This window comes from Marvinbryantia sp., assembly GCF_047017445.1.
Taxonomy (GTDB): domain Bacteria; phylum Bacillota; class Clostridia; order Lachnospirales; family Lachnospiraceae; genus Marvinbryantia.
This window is the reverse complement of the sequence record NZ_JBKXTT010000014.1, coordinates 12,746-33,264: the sequence shown is the minus strand read 5'-3', so window position 1 is coordinate 33,264 and position 20,519 is coordinate 12,746. Positions and strand designations below refer to the sequence as shown.

At 46.9% G+C, this 20,519-nt stretch carries 22 protein-coding genes; all 22 read left to right on the top strand.

Going from position 1 to position 20,519, the window contains the following annotated elements; all coding sequences use genetic code 11:
• Positions 1-67: 67 nt before the first annotated feature.
• Positions 68-832 carry a segregation and condensation protein A gene (locus ACLU9Q_RS14975; RefSeq protein WP_296838029.1) on the top strand — a complete coding sequence of 255 codons (765 nt, stop codon included), beginning with the start codon at positions 68-70 and terminating at the stop codon, positions 830-832.
• Positions 822-1,391: an SMC-Scp complex subunit ScpB gene (scpB, locus tag ACLU9Q_RS14970; protein ID WP_296838033.1), complete on the top strand. Its 570-nt coding sequence runs from the start codon at positions 822-824 to the stop codon at positions 1,389-1,391. Before ACLU9Q_RS14975 ends, scpB begins: the two co-directional genes overlap by 11 nt.
• Before the next feature lie 55 nt (positions 1,392-1,446).
• Positions 1,447-2,238, top strand: a complete 792-nt coding sequence (locus ACLU9Q_RS14965) for a zinc dependent phospholipase C family protein (protein WP_302226305.1) — start codon at positions 1,447-1,449, stop codon at positions 2,236-2,238.
• Between the two features lie 163 nt (positions 2,239-2,401).
• A complete protein-coding gene (locus tag ACLU9Q_RS14960; RefSeq protein ID WP_302591492.1) occupies positions 2,402-3,613 on the top strand; it encodes a D-alanyl-D-alanine carboxypeptidase family protein in 1,212 nt (403 codons plus the stop codon).
• Positions 3,614-3,737: 124 nt separating this feature from the next.
• A complete protein-coding gene (locus tag ACLU9Q_RS14955; RefSeq protein WP_302226310.1) occupies positions 3,738-5,174 on the top strand; it encodes an acyl-CoA carboxylase subunit beta in 1,437 nt (478 codons plus the stop codon).
• 14 nt (positions 5,175-5,188) lie between these two features.
• Positions 5,189-6,025: an OadG family transporter subunit gene (locus tag ACLU9Q_RS14950; RefSeq protein ID WP_302226312.1), complete on the top strand. Its 837-nt coding sequence runs from the start codon at positions 5,189-5,191 to the stop codon at positions 6,023-6,025.
• A 24-nt stretch (positions 6,026-6,049) separates the two neighbouring features.
• A complete protein-coding gene (locus ACLU9Q_RS14945; RefSeq protein WP_296928107.1) occupies positions 6,050-6,430 on the top strand; it encodes a biotin/lipoyl-binding carrier protein in 381 nt (126 codons plus the stop codon).
• A gap of 43 nt (positions 6,431-6,473) precedes the next feature.
• On the top strand, positions 6,474-7,622 hold the full coding sequence (locus ACLU9Q_RS14940) for a sodium ion-translocating decarboxylase subunit beta (protein WP_298513274.1): 1,149 nt from the start codon (positions 6,474-6,476) through the stop codon (positions 7,620-7,622).
• A 145-nt stretch (positions 7,623-7,767) separates the two neighbouring features.
• Positions 7,768-9,180, top strand: a complete 1,413-nt coding sequence (locus ACLU9Q_RS14935) for an oxaloacetate decarboxylase subunit alpha (RefSeq protein WP_298513276.1) — start codon at positions 7,768-7,770, stop codon at positions 9,178-9,180.
• 217 nt (positions 9,181-9,397) lie between these two features.
• Positions 9,398-10,126 (top strand): CpsB/CapC family capsule biosynthesis tyrosine phosphatase, encoded by a 729-nt coding sequence (locus ACLU9Q_RS14930; RefSeq protein ID WP_296832424.1) that lies wholly within the window; start codon positions 9,398-9,400, stop codon positions 10,124-10,126.
• 31 nt (positions 10,127-10,157) lie between these two features.
• Positions 10,158-10,907 (top strand): YveK family protein, encoded by a 750-nt coding sequence (locus tag ACLU9Q_RS14925; protein WP_302226318.1) that lies wholly within the window; start codon positions 10,158-10,160, stop codon positions 10,905-10,907.
• A gap of 36 nt (positions 10,908-10,943) precedes the next feature.
• Positions 10,944-11,639 carry a CpsD/CapB family tyrosine-protein kinase gene (locus tag ACLU9Q_RS14920; RefSeq protein WP_412625549.1) on the top strand — a complete coding sequence of 232 codons (696 nt, stop codon included), beginning with the start codon at positions 10,944-10,946 and terminating at the stop codon, positions 11,637-11,639.
• An 18-nt stretch (positions 11,640-11,657) separates the two neighbouring features.
• Complete coding sequence (locus ACLU9Q_RS14915; protein WP_302226321.1) at positions 11,658-12,398, top strand: LytR C-terminal domain-containing protein; 741 nt, start codon at positions 11,658-11,660, stop codon at positions 12,396-12,398.
• A 15-nt stretch (positions 12,399-12,413) separates the two neighbouring features.
• Positions 12,414-13,145, top strand: coding sequence for a dTMP kinase (locus ACLU9Q_RS14910; protein WP_302226358.1), 732 nt, complete (start codon positions 12,414-12,416; stop codon positions 13,143-13,145).
• Positions 13,146-13,199: 54 nt separating this feature from the next.
• Complete coding sequence (locus ACLU9Q_RS14905) at positions 13,200-13,652, top strand: sugar 3,4-ketoisomerase (protein WP_302226323.1); 453 nt, start codon at positions 13,200-13,202, stop codon at positions 13,650-13,652.
• A 5-nt stretch (positions 13,653-13,657) separates the two neighbouring features.
• Positions 13,658-14,116: a sugar 3,4-ketoisomerase gene (locus ACLU9Q_RS14900; protein ID WP_302226325.1), complete on the top strand. Its 459-nt coding sequence runs from the start codon at positions 13,658-13,660 to the stop codon at positions 14,114-14,116.
• A gap of 37 nt (positions 14,117-14,153) precedes the next feature.
• Positions 14,154-15,245 carry a DegT/DnrJ/EryC1/StrS family aminotransferase gene (locus ACLU9Q_RS14895; RefSeq protein ID WP_302226328.1) on the top strand — a complete coding sequence of 364 codons (1,092 nt, stop codon included), beginning with the start codon at positions 14,154-14,156 and terminating at the stop codon, positions 15,243-15,245.
• A 26-nt stretch (positions 15,246-15,271) separates the two neighbouring features.
• Positions 15,272-16,117 carry a sugar transferase gene (locus tag ACLU9Q_RS14890; RefSeq protein WP_302226330.1) on the top strand — a complete coding sequence of 282 codons (846 nt, stop codon included), beginning with the start codon at positions 15,272-15,274 and terminating at the stop codon, positions 16,115-16,117.
• Complete coding sequence (locus ACLU9Q_RS14885) at positions 16,114-17,079, top strand: ATP-grasp domain-containing protein (protein WP_298514391.1); 966 nt, start codon at positions 16,114-16,116, stop codon at positions 17,077-17,079. The genes ACLU9Q_RS14890 and ACLU9Q_RS14885 overlap by 4 nt, the downstream gene beginning before the upstream one ends.
• Positions 17,080-17,170: 91 nt before the next feature.
• Positions 17,171-18,466, top strand: coding sequence for an ATP-grasp domain-containing protein (locus ACLU9Q_RS14880; protein ID WP_302226332.1), 1,296 nt, complete (start codon positions 17,171-17,173; stop codon positions 18,464-18,466).
• Between the two features lie 12 nt (positions 18,467-18,478).
• Positions 18,479-19,357: an NAD-dependent epimerase/dehydratase family protein gene (locus tag ACLU9Q_RS14875; RefSeq protein WP_302226334.1), complete on the top strand. Its 879-nt coding sequence runs from the start codon at positions 18,479-18,481 to the stop codon at positions 19,355-19,357.
• Entirely contained in the window at positions 19,358-20,479 is a 1,122-nt protein-coding gene (locus ACLU9Q_RS14870) for a glycosyltransferase family 4 protein (RefSeq protein ID WP_302226337.1), read from the top strand.
• Positions 20,480-20,519: the final 40 nt, after the last annotated feature.

Below are 20,519 nucleotides of genomic sequence, written 5' to 3'. Positions count from 1 at the left end.
GGCCGGTTGGCGCCGGGAAACAGGAAAAGGCAGCGCAGCATTTGGGAAAAATCTGCAGGAGGTACGTATGGGAATCCCGGTAAAGCTGCAGGAATTCGAGGGACCGCTCGATCTGCTCCTGCATCTGATAGATAAAAACAAAGTGAGCATTTTTGATATTCCGATCGTGGAGATCACAAATCAATATATGGAATATATTCAGGCGATGGAAACTGCCGACATGGGCGTGATGAGTGAATTCCTGGTGATGGCGGCGACACTTCTTGACATTAAATCACGGATGCTGCTTCCGCCGGAAAAGGACGAGGAGGGTGAGCCGCAGGATCCGCGCCAGGAGCTGGTGGAGCGTCTGCTGGAGCATAAGCTCTACAAATACATGTCTTATGAGCTGCGCGACCGTCAGAGCGACGCGGCAAAAGCGGCGTACCGCCAGCCGGATATGCCGCCGGAGGTGCTGAAATACCGGGAGCCGGTGGATGTACAGGCACTGCTCGCGGATGTGACGCTGGCGCGGCTGAATGCGATCTTTCAGGATGTGATGAAGCGCCGGGAGGAACGGATCGATCCGGTGCGAAGCCAGTTCGGCACGATGGAAAAAGAAGAGGTTGATCTGGATGAAACGATCGCCCATGTGGAAAGCTATATTGCGGAGCATAAAAAATGCAGCTTTAAGAATCTTCTTCGGAACCGGAAAAGCAAGATGCAGGTGATCATCACATTCCTGACCATTCTGGAAATGATGAAAACCGGAAAGATTGAGATAGAGCAGGACGATATTTTTGCGGATATTCTGATTACCGCAAAGCAAGGTGAGGAAAAACGTGGAGATTAAAAAACTGGAAGCGGCTGTGGAGGCGATTCTTTTTGCGAGCGGGGAATCCGTGGAGGCGGCGAAGCTCGCAAAAGCGATCGAGCAGGACGTGGAGACGACGAAAAAGCTTGTGCGGGCGATGATGGACCGCTATAAAGAAGAAGACCGGGGCATCTGCATTGTGGAGCTGGACGGCTCTTTTCAGATGTGTACGAAACCGGAGATGTTCGATTACCTGGTGCGTATCGCAAAGCAGCCGCGCAAGGCGGAGCTGACAGACGTTGTGCTGGAAACGCTCTCGATCATCGCCTACAAACAGCCGATCACAAAGCTGGAGCTTGAGAAGATCCGCGGCGTCAAATGTGACCATGCCGTCAATAAGCTGATCGAGTACAATCTCGTAAAGGAGGTCGGCAGGCTTGATGCACCCGGCCGTCCGCTGCTGTTCGGGACAACGGAAGAATTTCTGCGCAATTTTGGTGTGCAGTCTCTGGCGGACCTTCCGCCGGTCAGCACCGTAAAGCTGGAGGATTTCAAGGCGGAGGCAGAGGAGGAAGTAAGGCTTACTCTGCAGGTATAGTATACTTCAGACTGCCTGAAGCGTACAAAATGAGAAAAAGACAGGAGATACAGCAATGCCTACCACATATGCACATGATTTATTTGGAAAAACTGTATATGAAAAATTAAACAATGAGGAAATAAAGAAGCTTATCGCACGCCACAGGATGGCGTACACGGTCGGCCTGCACGGACCGGATATCCTGTTTTACGTGCGCCCGTTCCAAAAAAACCGCATTAATGAGCTGGGGCAGCAGCTGCACCGCGAGGAAGCCGCCGGTTTTTTTGAAAAAGGCGGCGCGCTCTATCGCGAGACGAAGGAGGAGGGTGTTCTTGCCTATCTGCTGGGCTTTGTCTGCCACTTTATGCTGGACAGCACCTGCCACCCGTGTGTCACAGAGTATATGAAGCGGACCGGGGCGGGGCATGACGAGATCGAGACGGAGCTGGACCGCGCGTTGATGGAAAAAAGCGGAAAAAACCCCTTTTTCTATCACCCGGCGTGCGTGATCCATCCGACAAAGGATTGTGTCCGCAGCATTGCAGCGGTTATTAGTGAAGTGTCAGAAAAAGAAGTGCGGCATATGCTGCGCGCGATGAAATTTTATACGGACGTCACGGTCTGCCCGACATCTCTGAAGCGAAAAGCGCTGCTGTGGGCATCAAAGGCAGTCGGCGCTTATGATCTTGTGCAGGGACGTATTATGCGAAAGGAGCCGCGCAAGCTCTGCACGGAGAGCACGAAGGAGCTGGAAAGGCTGCTCTGGCTCGCTGTGCCGGAGACGGTGACCGTGCTGGAGCGCTATTACCAGAGCGTGCTGTCCGGGGAAGCGGTGGATGCGCGCTTTGACCGCAATTATAATTGAGCGCATATTAGGAAAGCCGGAGCGTATTGCAGCCCGGCTTTCCTTACAATCGGCAGCGGTCGTCACTGTCTGTCCGGCATAAACGAAAGAAGAGGAGCATATCCTGTTATCAGAGAAAATCCGGGCGGATGCCCGGAAAAATAAGAGAGGGAGGATATGCCGTATGAAAAAGAAATGGCGCCGTTTTCTTGCCTGTCTGTCTGTTTTGCTGATATTTTTCACAAGCAGCGGGGCGGCAATGGAAAAGGAACCGGAGGAATTAAAGAATCTATACGCCCATAGTGCTGTACTGATGGATGGCAGCAGCGGGCGTATTCTTTTTGGGAAAAATGAGACGGAGGTGCTGCCGATGGCGAGCACGACCAAGATCATGACCTGTATTCTGACGCTGGAGAGCGGACGGACGGAGGAGACTGCCACGGTCTCCGCGAATGCGGCGGCGCAGCCGAAGGTGCATCTTGGCGTGCAGAGCGGTGAGGAATTTTATGTGAAGGATCTGCTGTATTCGCTGATGCTGGAATCGCACAACGATAGCGCCGTGGTGATCGCTGAGCATATCGGCGGGAGCGTGCAGGGATTTGCAGAGATGATGAATGAGAAGGCGGCAAAGCTTGGCTGCGCGGACACACATTTTATCACGCCGAACGGTCTGGACGCTGCGGATGGCGGCGGGGAGCACGCAACGACAGCCGCCGATCTTGCGCGGATCATGCGGTACTGTGTGAGCGAGTCGCCCAGGCGGGAGGAATTTCTGGAAATCACACAGACGCGCAGTTACAGCTTTTCTAATAAGGAAGGAAGCCGCAGCTTTTCGTGCCAGAATCACAATGCATTTATGGACATGATGGAGGGCGTCGTTTCCGGAAAAACAGGCTTTACCTCGGCGGCGGGCTACTGCTACGTCTGCGCGCTGGAGAGTGAAGGGCGGCTTTTCATTGTGGCGCTGCTCGCCTGCGGCTGGCCGAATAACCGCACCTACAAGTGGCGCGACGCGCGCACGCTGTTTGACTACGGCATGGCAAATTACCGGAATCAGACCATACGCTGTGAAGAAAAGCCGCGCACGCTGCCGGTGGAGGGCGGTCTTGCCAGGGACAAAAATCCCTGGCACGAGGCAACCGTGGAGGCGTCAGCAGATACTTCGGATGCGTCCCAAAAGCAGTATCTTCTGCGGGCTGACGAGCGGATCCGCAGCCGTCTGACGATCCAAAAAAGCCTGACGGCTCCGGTAGAGAAGGGCGCGGTGGTCGGCAAGATCAGCTATTACCTCGGCGAACAGCTTTTAGAGGAATATCCGATCCGCACCACAGGCAGCGTTTCGTCAAAATACTTCGAAGACTGGCTCCTCTGGGTATGGAAAAGCTACATATTGTAGAATCGAAAAAAAGTTTGTCAAAATGACGACAAAGGTCTTGCCTTTATGTTTGAAATCAAGTACAATGATAAACGGCAGATAATTGGTTTCAATTTATCTAATATAGAAAATGGAGGGCTGAAAAATGAGTAACACAGCACAAACCTTAGCAGGCAAAAGAATCGCAGCTTTGCTTGATGAGAACAGTTTTGTTGAAATCGGTGGAAGTATTACTGCCAGAAACACAGATTTCAACATGGCAAAGGCGGACACTCCGGCGGACGGTGTCATTACCGGATACGGCGTGATCGACGGCAGTCTGGTATATGTATACAGCCAGGATGCTTCTGTTCTCGGCGGCACAATCGGAGAGATGCACGCAAAGAAGATCACAGGCATCTACGATCTTGCAATGAAGATGGGCGCACCGGTCATCGGGCTGATCGACTGCGCAGGACTTCGTCTTCAGGAAGCGACGGACGCACTGAACGCTTTCGGCGCGATCTACGAGAAGCAGGCACTTGCTTCCGGCGTAATCCCGCAGATTACAGCAGTATTCGGCACCTGCGGCGGCGGTCTGGCGATCGTTCCGGGGCTTACCGATTTTACATTCATGGAAGAGAAAAATGCAAAATTATTTGTAAATTCTCCGAATGCGCTTGACGGCAATACAAAAGAAAAATGTGATACGGCATCTGCAAAATTCCAGAGCGAGGAAGCAGGGCTGGTAGACTTTGTTGGCAGCGAGAGCGATGTGCTCGCAGGTATCCGTCAGCTTGTCGGCATGCTTCCGGCAAACAACGAGGATGATATGTCCTACGAAGAATGTGCCGACGACCTCAACCGTGTTTGTGCAGACCTGGCAAATTGTGTGGGAGATACTTCTATCCTTCTTGGACAGATCGCAGACGACAATGTTTTCGTTGAGACAAAAGCGGCATATGCAAAAGAAATGGTGACGGGCTTCCTGCGTCTGAACGGACAGACGGTCGGCGCTGTTGCAAACCGCACAGAAGTATATGATGCAGAGGGCAACAAGACCGATGCTTTCGATGCTGTTCTGACAAAGAAGGGCGCAGTAAAGGCAGCAGAGTTTGTACAGTTCTGCGATGCATTTGGTATTCCGGTGCTTTCCCTCACCAACGTGAAGGGCTTTAAGGCAAACATGCACTCTGAGAGAGGCATTGCGAAGGCAGTGGCAAAGCTTACATATGCATTTGCAAACGCAACCGTTCCGAAGGTAAATGTTGTGATCGGTGCGGCTTACGGAAGCGCTTACGTTGCAATGAACAGCAAGGCAATCGGCGCAGATATGACCTACGCATGGCCGACGGCTGAGATCGGAACGATGGATGCGAAGCTTGCTGCAAAGATCATGTATGCAGACGCTGATGCGGCAACGATGAATGAAAAGGCAGCAGAGTATGCAGCGCTGCAGACCAGCGCGGCATCCGCGGCAAAGAGAGGCTATGTTGACGCGATCATCGACGCGTGCGACACCAGAAAATATGTGATTGGTGCATTTGAAATGTTATTCACAAAAAGAGAAGACCGTCCGGCGAAAAAACATGGCACGGTTTAAGTGAGGTGAATGATATGAGAAAATTTAAAGGATTAGTTGTTTCGCTGTCCGCAGCAGCAATGCTTGCGCTTGCAGCAGCTCCGGCCTATGCGGAGGAGACAGAGGCAGTGACGGAAGCGCAGGCTGCAGAGGAAAGCACATCCACTGCCGTTGTGAATGCGGACGACAGCATAAGCAGCAGCGACAGTGCGACGCTGGCGGATTATGCGTCCGAGACCATCAGTCTGATCACGACGATGTCCGACGCAGAGATGGAAGAGATTGTGAATCCGTCTTCTATTCTGAGCGTACCGCCCGAGTATTCCGTGGAAGCTGTGGAATCCTGGCTGTCTGTAAAAGACGAACTGGGGGATTTCGTTGCGGCAAAGGAACACGACATTACGGCGGATAGCAGCACCATTACCGTTGAATCTATCTGCGATTTTGCAAACGGAGAAGGCGCGGTAACGATCGTGCTGGACAGAGACACCCTCACACCGGATTCCATCACGTTTGCAGAGCAGAACAGTTCACTCGGCAAAACGATGCAGGAAGCGGCAATGAACACGATAATGGGTATCGGTATCGTATTCCTCGTACTGCTGTTCCTGAGTTTCCTGATCAGTCAGTTTAAGCATATTGCAAAACTGGAAGAAAAAATGACGAAGAAGAATGCCCCGGAGGCTCCGAAAGCGGCTCCGGCTCCGGCAGCGCCTGTGGCGGCTCCGGCACCGGTGGAAGAGACCGTGGACGATGGCGAACTGATCGCTGTTATCGCGGCGGCAATCGCGGCAGCGGAGGGCACAACGACGGACGGATTTGTAGTGCGTTCTATTAAAAAGAGCAATCGCAATAAATGGCAGAGAGCCTAATATCGAAAACAGGAGGATAAGAAAATGAAGAGTTATACAATTACCGTGAATGGCGTAGCATATGACGTAACCGTAGAAGAGGGCGCAGGCGGAGCAGCAGCTCCGGCAGCAAGACCGGCAGCGGCACCGAAAGCAGCTCCGAAGGCAGCTCCGGCTCCGGCAGCAGCTCCGGCTGCAGGCGGTGCAGCAGGCGCTGTTAAGGTAACGGCTTCCGTACCAGGCAAGGTATTTAAGGTAGAGGCAAGCGTTGGACAGGCGGTAAAAGCCGGCGACACCATCGTTATCCTGGAAGCAATGAAGATGGAAATTCCTGTTGTAGCTCCGCAGGACGGCACGGTTGCAAGTATTGACGTGGCAGTGGGCGCGGCTGTAGAAAACGGCGACGTACTGGCATCTCTGAACTAATTGCAAAGCGCTTGCGTAACACTACAAAACAGGAGGTAAGATAATGTCATACATTACAAGTACATTAGGCAATCTGCTCCATCAGACGGCGTTTTTCAATCTGACCTGGGGCAATTACCTGATGATAGCGGTGGCATGTGTATTTTTGTACCTTGCTATCAAACATGGTTTTGAGCCGCTTCTGCTGGTTCCGATTGCATTTGGTATGCTGTTGGTAAACATTTATCCGGACATTATGGCGACACCGGAGGAAACGTCCAACGGCGTAGGCGGACTGCTTCATTATTTCTACATATTGGATGAATGGAGTATCCTGCCGTCACTTATTTTCATGGGTGTCGGAGCGATGACGGACTTCGGTCCACTGATCGCGAACCCAAAGAGCTTCCTGCTCGGCGCCGCTGCACAGCTCGGTATTTACATGGCATATTTCCTTGCCATTTTCCTGGGCTTCAACGGAAAGGCAGCAGCGGCGATCTCCATCATCGGTGGAGCAGATGGCCCGACTTCTATTTTCCTTGCCGGTAAGCTTGGACAGACATCCCTCATGGGACCAATCGCGGTAGCGGCATATTCTTATATGTCTCTGGTGCCGATCATCCAGCCGCCTATTATGAAGGCGTTTACCACGGAGGAAGAACGTAAGATTAAGATGGAACAGCTTCGTCCGGTATCCAAACTGGAGAAGATCCTCTTCCCGATCATCATCACGATCGTTGTGTGTCTGCTTCTGCCGACCACAGCTCCGCTCGTCGGCATGCTGATGCTCGGAAACCTGTTCCGTGAATCCGGCGTTGTTAAGCAGCTTACAGAGACCGCTTCCAACGCGCTGATGTATATCGTAGTTATCCTGCTCGGTACTTCTGTAGGTGCTTCCACCAGTGCAGAAGCATTCCTGAACGTGGATACACTGAAAATCGTTGTGCTCGGTCTGGTAGCGTTCGCGTTTGGTACCTTCGGCGGCGTCATGTTCGGTAAGCTTATGTGCAAGATGTCCGGCGGTAAGATTAACCCGCTGATCGGTTCGGCAGGCGTATCCGCGGTGCCGATGGCAGCCCGTGTATCCCAGAAGGTGGGTGCGGAGGCAGATCCGACCAACTTCCTGCTGATGCATGCAATGGGACCGAACGTAGCAGGCGTTATCGGTACGGCCGTAGCGGCAGGTACATTTATGGCTATATTCGGGGTTTAATGAGCAGTGCATGGACGGTGGAATTGCTCCTGTGAGCTTTTTCCAGCGGACATATAGGGCGAATGCCCGCGACCGAGCGGACGCGGTGCGTCAGCAAGGTTCGCAGCACTGCGATGAATAGAAAAATAAGGAGGAATATATTAAAATGGCAAAACAGGTTAAAAAACCGATTAAAATTACCGAGACGATTCTGCGTGACGCACATCAGTCTCTGATTGCCACCAGAATGACAACGGAACAGATGCTTCCGATTGTTGATAAAATGGATAAAGTGGGCTACCACTCTGTAGAGTGCTGGGGCGGCGCAACATTTGACGCTTCCCTGCGCTTCTTAAAAGAAGATCCGTGGGACAGACTTCGCAAATTCCGCGACGGTTTCAAGAACACGAAGCTGCAGATGCTGTTCCGTGGACAGAACATTCTTGGTTATCGTCCGTATGCAGACGACGTAGTAGAATATTTCGTACAGAAATCCATCGCAAACGGTATTGATATTATCCGTATCTTTGACTGTCTGAACGATCTGCGCAATCTGCAGACAGCCGTTACCGCTGCAAATAAGGAAAAAGGACATGCGCAGGTAGCGCTTTCCTACACCCTTGGTGAGGCTTACACACTGGATTACTGGAAGGATATGGCAAAGAGAATCGAGGATATGGGTGCAAATTCCATCTGTATCAAGGATATGGCAGGCCTTCTGCTTCCGTACACCGCGACTGAGCTGGTAACTGCGCTGAAGGAAACCGTGAGCATCCCGATCCAGCTTCACACACACTACACCTCTGGCGTAGCTTCCATGACCTACTTAAAGGCAGTGGAAGCGGGCGTTGACGTAATCGATACGGCAATGTCTCCGTTCGCTCTGGGAACCTCCCAGCCGGCGACCGAGGTTATGGTAGAGACCTTCAAGGGTACTCCGTATGATACCGGTCTGGATCAGAAGCTTCTGGCGGAGATCGCTGACTACTTCCGTCCGATCCGCGACGAGGCGCTGGAGAGCGGTCTGCTGAACCCGAAGAACCTTGGCGTAAACATCAAGACCCTGCTGTACCAGGTACCGGGCGGAATGCTTTCCAACCTTACCTCACAGCTCAAGGACCTGCACGCAGAGGACAAATACTACGAGGTTCTGGAAGAGGTTCCGCGTGTGCGTAAGGACCTCGGCGAGTGCCCGCTGGTAACACCGTCCTCCCAGATCGTTGGTACGCAGGCAGTTATGAATGTCATCAACGGCGAGCGCTACAAGATGGTTCCGCAGCAGACAAAGGACGTTCTGAGCGGAAGATACGGCGCAACCGTAAAACCGTTCAATCCGGAAGTACAGAAGAAGTGCATCGGAGATGCGGAAATTATTACCTGCCGTCCGGCAGACCTTATTCCGGACGAACTGGATACACTCAGAGGAGAAATGGCTCAGTGGTCCCAGCAGGACGAGGATGTGCTGACCTATGCACTGTTCCCGCAGGTAGCGACCGAATTCTTCAAATACAGAGAAGCACAGCAGACAAAGGTAGATGCAACAGTAGCAGATACCAAGAACGGAGCATATCCGGTATAAAATCAATAAGTTATCTCAAAAAGGGTGGGGCGCTGCAAAATGCAGCGCCCTGTTTACATATCTATCAGTTTTCATTATATTCTGAAAAGTCAAAAATTTGTTAATATTTCCATAATATAACCCCTATAAGCCGTAAAGATTTGATTGACGTAATATAAAAATATTGATATAATATTTTCGTCCGAAAATAGTGTATTTTTATAAAAAAAGGAGCAAAATGGAAGGATATTTTGATATACATTGTCATATCCTGCCGGGAGTCGATGATGGGGCTGCCGATATAGAGACAACGCGTCAGATGTTGAGAGTAGCCTGGGAGGAAGGAATTCGAGGCATGATTGCAACGCCGCATTTCCATATGGGGCGTATTGAGGTGTCCGCTGAGAAGCTTCGAATGGCATGGGAGCAGACAAGGGCTTGCGCACAGGAGATCAGCGAAGAATTTCAGATTTATCTGGGAAATGAGCTGTACAGCAGTCATAGTCTCGTCGAATTGCTGGATGCCGGAAAAATCTTTCCCATGGCGGGAAGCAGGTATACCCTGGTGGAGTTTTCTGTGCAGAAAGGCTATTCAGAGCTTGAGGCATCGCTGAAGCAATTGCAGATGGCAGGATACAGACCGATCCTCGCACATGCAGAACGTTATGAATGTCTTCTGAAAAATCCATATCGCGTAGAAGAATTGGCGGACATGGGGATTCTCATCCAGGTGAACGCAGCAAGCGTGACAGGAGAAAATGGTTTTGCAGCCAAAAGGTTTGTGAAAAAGTTATTGAAATATGAATTGGTACATTTTTTGGGGACAGATGCACATGATATGAAAACAAGAAAACCGCTTATGAAAAAATGTGTGTCATATATTGCAGGAAAATACGGGGAAGATTATGCACGACGCATCAGCCGGGATAATGCGCTGAGAATACTGGACAATCTTTCAGTACGATAAAAACAGGGAAAAGGAGTTATGGGAAACCGCTATGGAAACAAATAATTATCAGACAAATGAAATCGAAATAGATATTTGGACACTGCTTACCGCACTTTGGGATAAACTGTTCATTATTATATTATCTGCGCTGACCGGCGCTGTGATATTTTATCTTTTTACTACGCTATTCATCACACCCACCTACGATTCTACAACAAAAATTTATGTGCTGAATAAACAGAACAGCGATAATTCTTCTATTACGTATAGCGACCTGCAAAGCTCTGCACAGCTGACAAAAGACTATATGGAACTGGTTACCACGCGCCCTGTGCTGGAAAAGGTGATATCATCTCTCGGACTTGAGAAAATGACTTATAACGACCTGAAGGAAAAGATCAACGTATCGACGGCAACGGATGGCAGAATTATTTATATAAAGGTAACGGATGAAAACCCAAAACAGGCAAAGGATATTGCGGATGAAATCCGCAGTGCAGTGTCTTCTCAGATCGTTGATGTGATGGATGTAGAAGCGGTCAGCGTGGTGGAAGAGGCAAACCTGCCGGATGAACCTGCACGCCCTAATAAGCTTCGCAATATGATTCTTGGGGCGCTTCTTGGCTTTATCATTGCATTTATGGTAGTAATAGTCAGGGCTGTAATGGATGACAGGGTGAAAACGGAAGAGGATGTAGAATATTATTTGCACATGAGTGTGCTGGGTACGATTCCGCTGGATGATCACATGAAGAAAAAAACAATGAAAAAAGGTAAAAAAAATAAAAAGAAGAAATAGAAAAAGGGATAAGAGGAAAGGAACAGGGAGAAAGGCATGGCAAAAATAGATGTCAGCGCAATGACAACACTTTCAAACAGAGTCAGCGAGGCGTTTAAGTCTTTGCGGGCAAATATAGAATTCTGTGGAAAAGATCAAAGGGTAATCGCTATCACAAGCTGCACGCCGAATGAGGGAAAGAGCAGCGTATCCATGAATCTGGCGGCTTCGCTGGCAGAAACCGGAAAAAGAGTGATGCTGATTGATGCGGATCTGCGCAAAGCCGTATTGCTTGGAAAGCTTGGAATTTCGGAGCGCATTCTGGGGCTTACCAATTTTCTGGCGGGACAGTGTCAGCTCAATGATGTTATCTGTAAGACAAATTATCTTACGCTCGATCTGATTTTGGCTGGTCCGGTGCCGCCAAATCCGGCGGAGCTTCTGGGAAGTCAGACGTTTGGCAAGCTGATTGAGCATTTGAGAAATTATTATGATTATGTGATTATTGATACACCGCCTCTTGGCAGCGTGATCGACGGCGCCGTCATTGCAAAAATATGTGATGGAATCGCTATTGTAGTAGCGTCTAATACAGTTAGCTACCGGTTTGTACAGAAAATCCAGGAGCAGCTTGAACGTACGGACTGCAAAATCCTTGGTGTAATCCTCAACATGGTGGATATGAGCGGAAACAGCTATTACGGAAAATATTACGGAAAGTATTACGGAAAGTACGAAAAAGAAAAATTGTAAAGAGGGGCAGCCAGAACGATGAGTAAAAAAATATGTACCATATTGTTGCTATTAGTTTGTATGGCAGGAGGTGCCCTGTCAGTATTTCTCTATATTATATCGGATCATTCGGGACCGGATATTCAGATATCGGGGGAACGTGTTACATATCGGGAAGACAGTGGAACGGACAGACTGCTTGACGGAGTGACTGCTGTAGATAATGTGGATGGAGACGTGACCGATTCTCTGATGGTGGAAGCGGTTTATCCGTCAGCGGATGAGAAAAAAGCAAAGATCATTTATGCCGCAATGGATTCCAGTAATAATGTATCAAAAGCGCAGCGGATAGTAGATTATATTCCGGCGGGTTCAGAGAGTATTGAAGCAGATAATACGGAACCAGAGGAGCAGCAGGAAATGACTGTGGCTGTCGGCTTGCAGGAGGAAGAAACAGAAACAGCATCCGAGACGGAGGAACAAAAGAGATTTCTTGATGCAAAAATTGCGTTGATTAATGGAAGCGATAGAGTTGGAGTATCAGCAAAATGGCAGGAGAAATTCCAGGAAGATGGTTACACAGACGTTGTAATTGGAAGCTATTCAGGCATTATATCGGATACTACGATCTACGCAGAGGACGATGAACTGATTTCTGAACTGAAGGATTATTTCACAGACGCGCAGGAGGAGAAAGATATGCCGGAACAGGGCGTAGATATTTCACTGGAACAGGTGGACGCGTGTGTGATAATCAGTGGGAAGGATGCGGAAGAGTAAGAACGTGTGGGATATATGGAGAACAAAAGTGCAGAAGAGCTGTTTATGAAAGGTCAATTAGTTGTTATCGAAGGTTTGGATGGATCGGGAAAGGCCACGCAGGCAAAACTGCTTTACGAAGAAATTCTAAAGAAAAGGAATAACGTACGGAAAGTATCGTTTCCGGACTATGGGAGTGATTCTTCGGCGCTGATAAAGATGTATCTTTCGGGACAATTCGGATCTGCTCCATCGGATGTTAATGCATATGCGGCATCCAGTTTTTACGCTGTGGATAGATATGCCAGCTATAAAAAGGACTGGGGAAATTTTTACGATGATGGTTGGATAGTTATTGCAGATCGTTATACTACCTCAAATGCGATTCATCAATGCTCGAAACTTCCAAAAGGTCAGTGGGATGCATTCCTGGATTGGTTATTCCACTTTGAGTATCAGTTGCTTGGCATACCAGAACCAGGCATGGTTGTGTATTTAAGGGTCGATCCACAGGTTAGTCAGAAGCTGATGACGGGCAGATACGAAGGACATGAGGAACGAAAAGATATTCATGAGAAAGATGTGGGGTATCTGAGCCGTTGCCGGGATGCTGCTGATTATTGTGCTGATAGATTTGGATGGAAATTGATAGAGTGTACACGAAATGGAGAAATGAGAACCATTGAGGATATTCAGAAAGAAATTGTAGCAGTCTATACGGATAATCTTGATCATAACATGAGAATCCGTGGATGTCTGTGGGAGTAGTAAAAAAATTGCATAATAACAGCAATAATGAGAAAAGAGGGAATTGAGGAAAACATGAAGTACCAGATAATGAGGCTAAATACGGTCTGGAATAAAGACCCTAAGTTAGGCGGTTTGTCGTTTGTCGAGAGTGAGAGGGACATCCCGTTTGCAATTAAGCGAATCTACTGCATTTACAAAACAGAAGAGAATCAACATAGAGGATTTCACGCCCACAAGAAAAATTGGCAGCTTTTGTTCTGTCCCTATGGAGCCATTGACATCATCCTTACCGATGGCGAAGAGACGGAAACCGTAACGCTTGATAATCCCTCGAAGGGAGTTGTACTTAATCCTGGACTTTGGCGGGAAATGATCTGGCGGCATGATGATTCTGTGCTTTGTGTGGCTGCCTCCGAATACTACGATCCGGATGAATATATCAGAAATTATGACGAGTATTTATCCTATAGAAAAAAACAAAATAAAGATGAAAAATCTATTGGGGATATTGCACAAGTGAAGTAGGAAATGTGCTTGACGTTAAAATGCTAAGGTTTCCCTGTGCATTTCCATCAAACGCACCATGCGACTCATCCGACACGGTTTCACGGTCAATTGTGGTTGAAGGCATGAAAGACATTCTATTCGAGATACGGAGAATTTTCTATATATTTGGAGAAGGCAATATCGGACTTGTGAGAGGCAAGCACGCCAACGGTAAATCAGAATTTGTTCTTTTCAATATATCCGGCAAGAGTAAGGTTAAGGTCATTGATGAGGATTTGGGCGAAACAGTTTATGAACTGAATGAGCCGAGGGATGCAGTATATCTTCCTCGTATGATCTGGAAAGAGATGTATGATTTCACGTCTGATTCCGTGCTGATGGTCGTTACAAATGAGTATTATGATGCAACGGAATATGTCCGGGACTTTGAAATGTTTGCGGAGGAAGTCAGGGAAATGAAAAGAATACTGGAAATGAATTAAAAAGATACAATAAGTAACAACAAAGGAGAGGAAAGTAATGGAAGTACAATCTGTGGTTTTGAAAAGAACCTTTGATTTGTATAAAGAAGAATATGAGAAAGCGGCATTGAGAGCCTTAAATTCCGGCTGGTATATCCTTGGCAAAGAGATGGAGGATTTCGAGAGGAAGTTTGCGGCTTATATGGGTGCAAAGCATTGTGTAGCACTCAATTCAGGTACCGATGCGCTGATCCTGGCTTTCCGTGCAATTGGAATTAAACCGGGTGATGAGGTGATAGTTCCTGCCGGAACTTATATCGCATCTGTCATTGGAGTGACGGAAAACGGAGGCACTCCTGTGTTTGTTGATATGGATGACCACATGGAGATAGACGCGGGTGCTATCGAATCCAAGATTACAGATAGGACAAAAGCCATTCTCCCTGTTCACCTGTTCGGTCAATGCAGCCGTATGGATAAGATCACGGAAATTGCACAGAAACACAACCTGATTCTGATTGAAGATTGCGCCCAATGCCATGGTTCCTCCTTCAAGGGGAAGTTGGCGGGAACTTTTGGGAATATTGGATGTTTTAGCTTCTATCCCACGAAGCCGCTGGGGGCTTTAGGAGATGCGGGTGCGATTATTACGGATGATGATAAACTGGCGGAGAAGATCAGACTGTTGAGAAATTACGGCAGTAAGGTAAAGTATCATAATGAAATCAATGGTGTAAATAGCCGTATGGATGAGGTTCAGGCGGCAGTGCTGAAGGTGGGGCTGGCGCATCTGAATGAAGGAAACATTGAGCGTCGTCACCAGGCTCAAATGTACATGGAAGGAATCAAAAACCCGAAAGTCATAATTCCTCCTGTGTATGAGGAAGTCTACCATGTATATCATCTTTTCCCAATATTGGTTGAGGACAGGGACGGTCTTCAGAAGTACCTTGTTGATAACCATATCAAAACGCAGGTTCATTATCCAATCCCTCCCTATGTAGCCGAGTGTTACAGGGAGTGGGGATATAAATGGAGCGATTTTCCGAATGCGGAGCGGTTTGCAAAGCAGGAAGTGAGTCTGCCGATTTACGCTGGACTTCCGGATGAGGAAGTGCAGTATGTGATTGGTGTGATTAATCGGTGGTAAAGAAGGATAGTTGCGAGGAAGGTCACGTGAAAACGTCAGAAAAAACAAAAAGTACATTTGGTAACATAGGTTTAGCGTCAAATGAGGAAAGTGCGGCAGCAGAATATTTAAGAGAACATTTTCTGGATGAGACGAACAGAGTATCCGCCCCGGTGCATCCGAGAAAAACGATTTATACAAGATTTGGAAAACGCTTTCTCGATATTATGATATCTTTTCCAGCATTTCTTATCCTGCTTCCGTTTAACGTCGTATTCGGTATTTGTACGTTCTTTGATGTGGGGAATCCAGTTTTCTTTAAACAGACACGGATGGGGATGAACGAAAAACCGTTTACCATGGTCAAGTTTCGGAATATGAATGAGAAGAAGGATAAGGATGGAAAACTTCTTCCTCCATCCCAACGTGTCACAAAGTTCGGTAAATTCATGCGGAAGCTTTCGTTAGATGAGCTATTAAATTTCTGGTCAATATTGAAGGGCGACATGAGTATTATCGGTCCTCGACCGCAGCCTGTGTTTATCCACGAGAGATTGTCAGAGCGGCATAAGATGCGGACAGCAGTGCGTCCAGGTCTTGAGTGTCCGCGCATGATTCATGTACCGGAGGAAGATGTGTTTAAGTACAACCGAACTTTTGAAAACGACATCTGGTATGTGGAGAATGTGAGTTTTTTGCTTGATGTGAAGATGTTCTTCGCTCTCGTCAAAATGGTGTTTTCCTTTGGAAAGAGAGGAAATCAGGCGCAGGGAAAGGGCATTACATATTTCATTGGATATAACGAGAATGGACAGGCGATGAGCCTAATCAATTATAGGGATCTTGCCGCGGAAGGAAAGTATCCTGCGTATGACGGAGGGGATAGTAAATGAGAACGGTTGTACTTGTAACGGCGATTGGGACGGCAGCATCGACTGCAATTGTTTCACAACTTAGAAATGCCGGTGTTTATCATATCATTGGGGGAGATATTTATCAGAAAAATCAGGTGGCTACCAGCAAGGATGTAGATGAGTTCTATACATTTCCTTCAGCCATAAAAGAGCTTGACGCATACATAGATTATGCGCTCAGATTTTGTAAAGAGCATCATGTTAGCTTTTATTTTGCGACTATTGACGAAGAAATAGCAAATCTTTCCAAAAACAGGGATAAGTTTGAAGGCATCGGAGTATCGCTTTGTATCCCCAACCACAGTCTGGTCATGACGTGTCACTATAAGGACACCTTCAGCAATTGGGTTAGGGATAATATTCCGGAAATCTATATCAAAAGATATGGGAGCTTTTCAGAGATTAAAGATGCGGATTTTCCGCTTTTCATGAAGCCTATAGAAGGCAGGGCAAGTCTGGGATGCCGGAAGATTGAGAACAGAGGCGCACTGGAGAGTATGGTGAGCGAAGGGGGCAAAGAATCTGATTTTGTCATTCAGCAATATACCGAAGGAGAGATTGTCACTGTTGATCTGATTCGTAGTGCAAAGACTGGTCATGCCTGTCAAGTACAACGGATCGAGTTGCTGCGCAATCCCAGCGGTTGTGGAATCGCAGTCGAGACTATCAGTGACCCAAAGCTTACAGAAATCTGCAATCAGCTTATGGAAAAGCTAGATTTGAACGGTGTTGTAAATGCAGAGTTTTTTCGCAATGGTAATCAATACAAGATTATTGAAATTAATCCGCGTTTTTCTGCCGGAACCAGTTTTTCGTGTGCGGCGGGATGCGATACGGTTATTGCCGCATTAGCTATTGCGGGAGAAAATGATTTCGAGCTTGGAAAGCCTGTTGTGGGAATACATCTGGCCAAGCGCTATGAGACATACTGCCTGGATTGATAGTAAATTGAACGGTGAGGGAAGTATTGATGATAAAATGCCGGTGTGGATGTCGGAATGAAAAATCAATAAATCCGGGAGGAAAGATAGAATGTTAGACGTTAGTTTGAAGGGAAAGAAACTGCTGCTTGTTGGCGGTCTTAACAATACAGTTGACATCATTGATTTGGCGCATAGAAATGATGTGACAGTTGGTGTCGCGGATTATAACAAAAAAACCTATGCGAAGAGTCTGGCAGATTATGCGCATGATGTCAACGCTTATGATGAAGATGCTATGGTGAGGCTCTGTGAAGAAGAGCACTATGATGGGATTATCACTGCCTTTAATGAGCGATTGGGACCAATCGTCAGAAAATTGGCAGACAGGTTGGGAATGCCCGCACCTTTTACTGTTGAGCAACTCCAGATGAGTACAAACAAAAAATTCTTTAAGCATACCTGCCAGCAATACGGGGTTCCGGTGCCGCAGGAGTATGTGATCCGCTCTGAGGAAGATATCCGAAATGGTGAATTGGAGTATCCAGTCATTATTAAGCCGATTGATGCAGCCAGCTCTGTTGGCGTAACACCCTGTCATAATCGGGAAGAATTGATAACGGGGTTTGAAAAGGCAAAAAAGGCATCTAAATCCGGAGATGTTATTGTGGAGCAGTATCTGCCGTATGATGAGATCAATCTGACGTATATTGCGCAGGATGGAGATATACAGCTTGCTGCTATCCATGACCGCTATTTCAACACAGAGCAGGAGAGCGCTACCAAGGCTCCGGATTTATATATTTATCCAAGCCGTTACACGGATTTGATTTTAGAGAAATACAATGATCATATCATTACTATGCTGAAAGGAATAGGTATTCAGAACGGCTCTTTATTTATTCAAGCGATTATGAAGGGTAAAGAGCTTTATTGCTACGAGGCAGGGATGCGTTTGAATGGCTGCAAGACGTATCAGATTCTGGAATATGAGAATGACTATAATACCTTTGAGCATCTAATGGAACTTGCTTTGACCGGCAGCATGGGAAGGTACACGCAGTTCAATCCCAAATTCAAACGGTGGTACGCAACGCTGAATGTTTTGGGAAGACCGGGAGCGACGATTGCGGAAGTCAAGGGCGAGAAAGAACTGAATACTTATCCGTGGTTAGTACATATTGCCAGAAGGGACAGAGTTGGACATACAATACCGGCGGATTCCGCCGGAACGCTGGTGCAGGATACTACGCGGATTCATGTAGTGGCAGACACAAAAGAAGAATTGATTGAGCGGATCGATAAGGTGAATGAGCTGTTCCGGATGTTAGATGCAGAAGGAAATAGTGTTCTGCTGAAGCCGCATGATACTAAAGAAGTGTACAAGCAACTGGATTATGAACTTTGAAGAGGAAGATACATGAGAAGAATAATTGTAAGTGGTGCCAGCGGTTTTCTGGGATCGAACCTCATAAAAAATGCCCTGGAAGTTGGCATTGAAGTTGTAGCCGTTACAAGCAAATCCAGCGTTCAACCTGAGATTTTTACTGTTGATACAGAAGACTTTCTTTTAAATGGATACCCATGCAGTCTCGAGGATGTTTTCATTAATTGTCTATTTCCTACAAATGCAGATGGCTATAAAATGGCAAATGGGCTAGACAAGGTTTATAGGATGATAACCAGGGCGTATGAATGCGGTGCAGGTGCGTTGATCAATATTTCTTCTCAGAGCGTGTATTCTTCTAAAAGATTGGTTCCGGCAAAAGAAGAAGACTTGCTTTGCCTGGAAACGCCATATGCCGTAGGTAAATTTAGCAGTGAAGCATTTGTAAATCAAGTATTTTCTGACAGACCACATACCAACATCCGAATGGCGAGCTTACTTGGCGTTGGATATGACCAGCGCATTGTGAACAGAATGGTCATTCAGGCCTTAAAGGGAGAACAGCTCAAGGTTGTAGGCGGTATGCAGCGTTACGGCTTTCTGGATGTCAGAGATGCTGCAGCGGGTCTGGTGAAGCTGTCAATGAGTAACCCTAAATCCTGGAAAGAAACTTATAATCTGGGCAGAAATGAAAGCTACACTTTGATGGATGTAGTTGAGTGCATCGTCGAGCAAATGAAGCAACAGACAGATATGGATGTTAAATATTCTGTTTTAGAAGGAGAGGATGAGAGAAATTCGGCAATTAACGCAACCATGTTTATGCAGGACATGAGTTGGAAACCGGAGATAAGCCTTTCTGAAACTACAACAGCAATCATTCAAAGTAAACTGAGTAAGGCGGATAGTTAGATGAGAATATGGTTAATTGGACGGGGATATCCGACAACTTCAAATGGAATGTGGGGTTCATTTGAACTGGAACAAGCGAAGCTCTTAGCTCGTAACGGGCATGAGGTGTTCTATATTGCACTCACTTTGAGCTTTTTGAACAGAAAAGATCCTAGGGGGTTCCGGAAATTTGTAGAAGAAGGAGTGCGTATTTATACATACTCCCATTTGTATTTTCCAGGAAAGCTTGGATTTTACTGGAAAAGATTTGAAGATAATTGCTGGAAACTGCTTCTGGATAAGGTTAAGGACGATTCCGGAATGCCTGAAATTATTCACGTGCATTATCCTTCAATGATTAGTAGCATTCAAGAAATAGAAAAATATAGGAGTGCCGGGGTACGTTTATTTGTGACAGAGCATTGGTCCCGGGTGCTAATTAATACGCTGAAAAAACATGAAATTGACAGACTGAGATATTATGGCGCAAATGCAAACTGTTTCATAAGTGTTGGGCAGCAACTGTTAGAAGCGGCATCAAATTTGGTGGACATTTCTGTTTCGACAGAAATCATTCCAAACTTGGTATCACCTCTATTCACGGCCGAGAAGAATACTCACAGCAATTTTACGTTTGTAGCAATAGGAAGGCTAGTGGGATTAAAACAATTTGATGTGGTAATACAGCAGTTTATTGAACAATTTTCTGAGAATGATAATATACGTCTAGTGGTCATTGGCTCTGGTTCGGAGAGGAAAAAACTGGAGAATCTAGCGATTGGTAATGACAAAATTCGATTTGCTGGGGAATTGAAGCTGAGGGATGTTGCAGTAGAGTTGAATAAAGCGGATGTATTGGTATCCTTCAGTAAATATGAAACCTTTTGCGTACCAGTTGCGGAGGCGTGGCTTTGTGGAAAACCTACGATTATTTCTGACAAAGAGGGTGTTGTTTCATATTTAAATCATAACCTTGGGATTTCAGTGCCATACAATAAGCCCTCCTTGTTAGGAGACGCTATGCATGAGATATATGATAATTATGAAAAATATGATTCGGAATTAATATCAGAATATGCAAGAAGCATTTTTAGTGAACAGGTTATCTACGATAAATTAATAACTACATATGAAAAATATTAAAAATGTACAATTCTTGAAAACCAGAGGACGGGAACGTGGA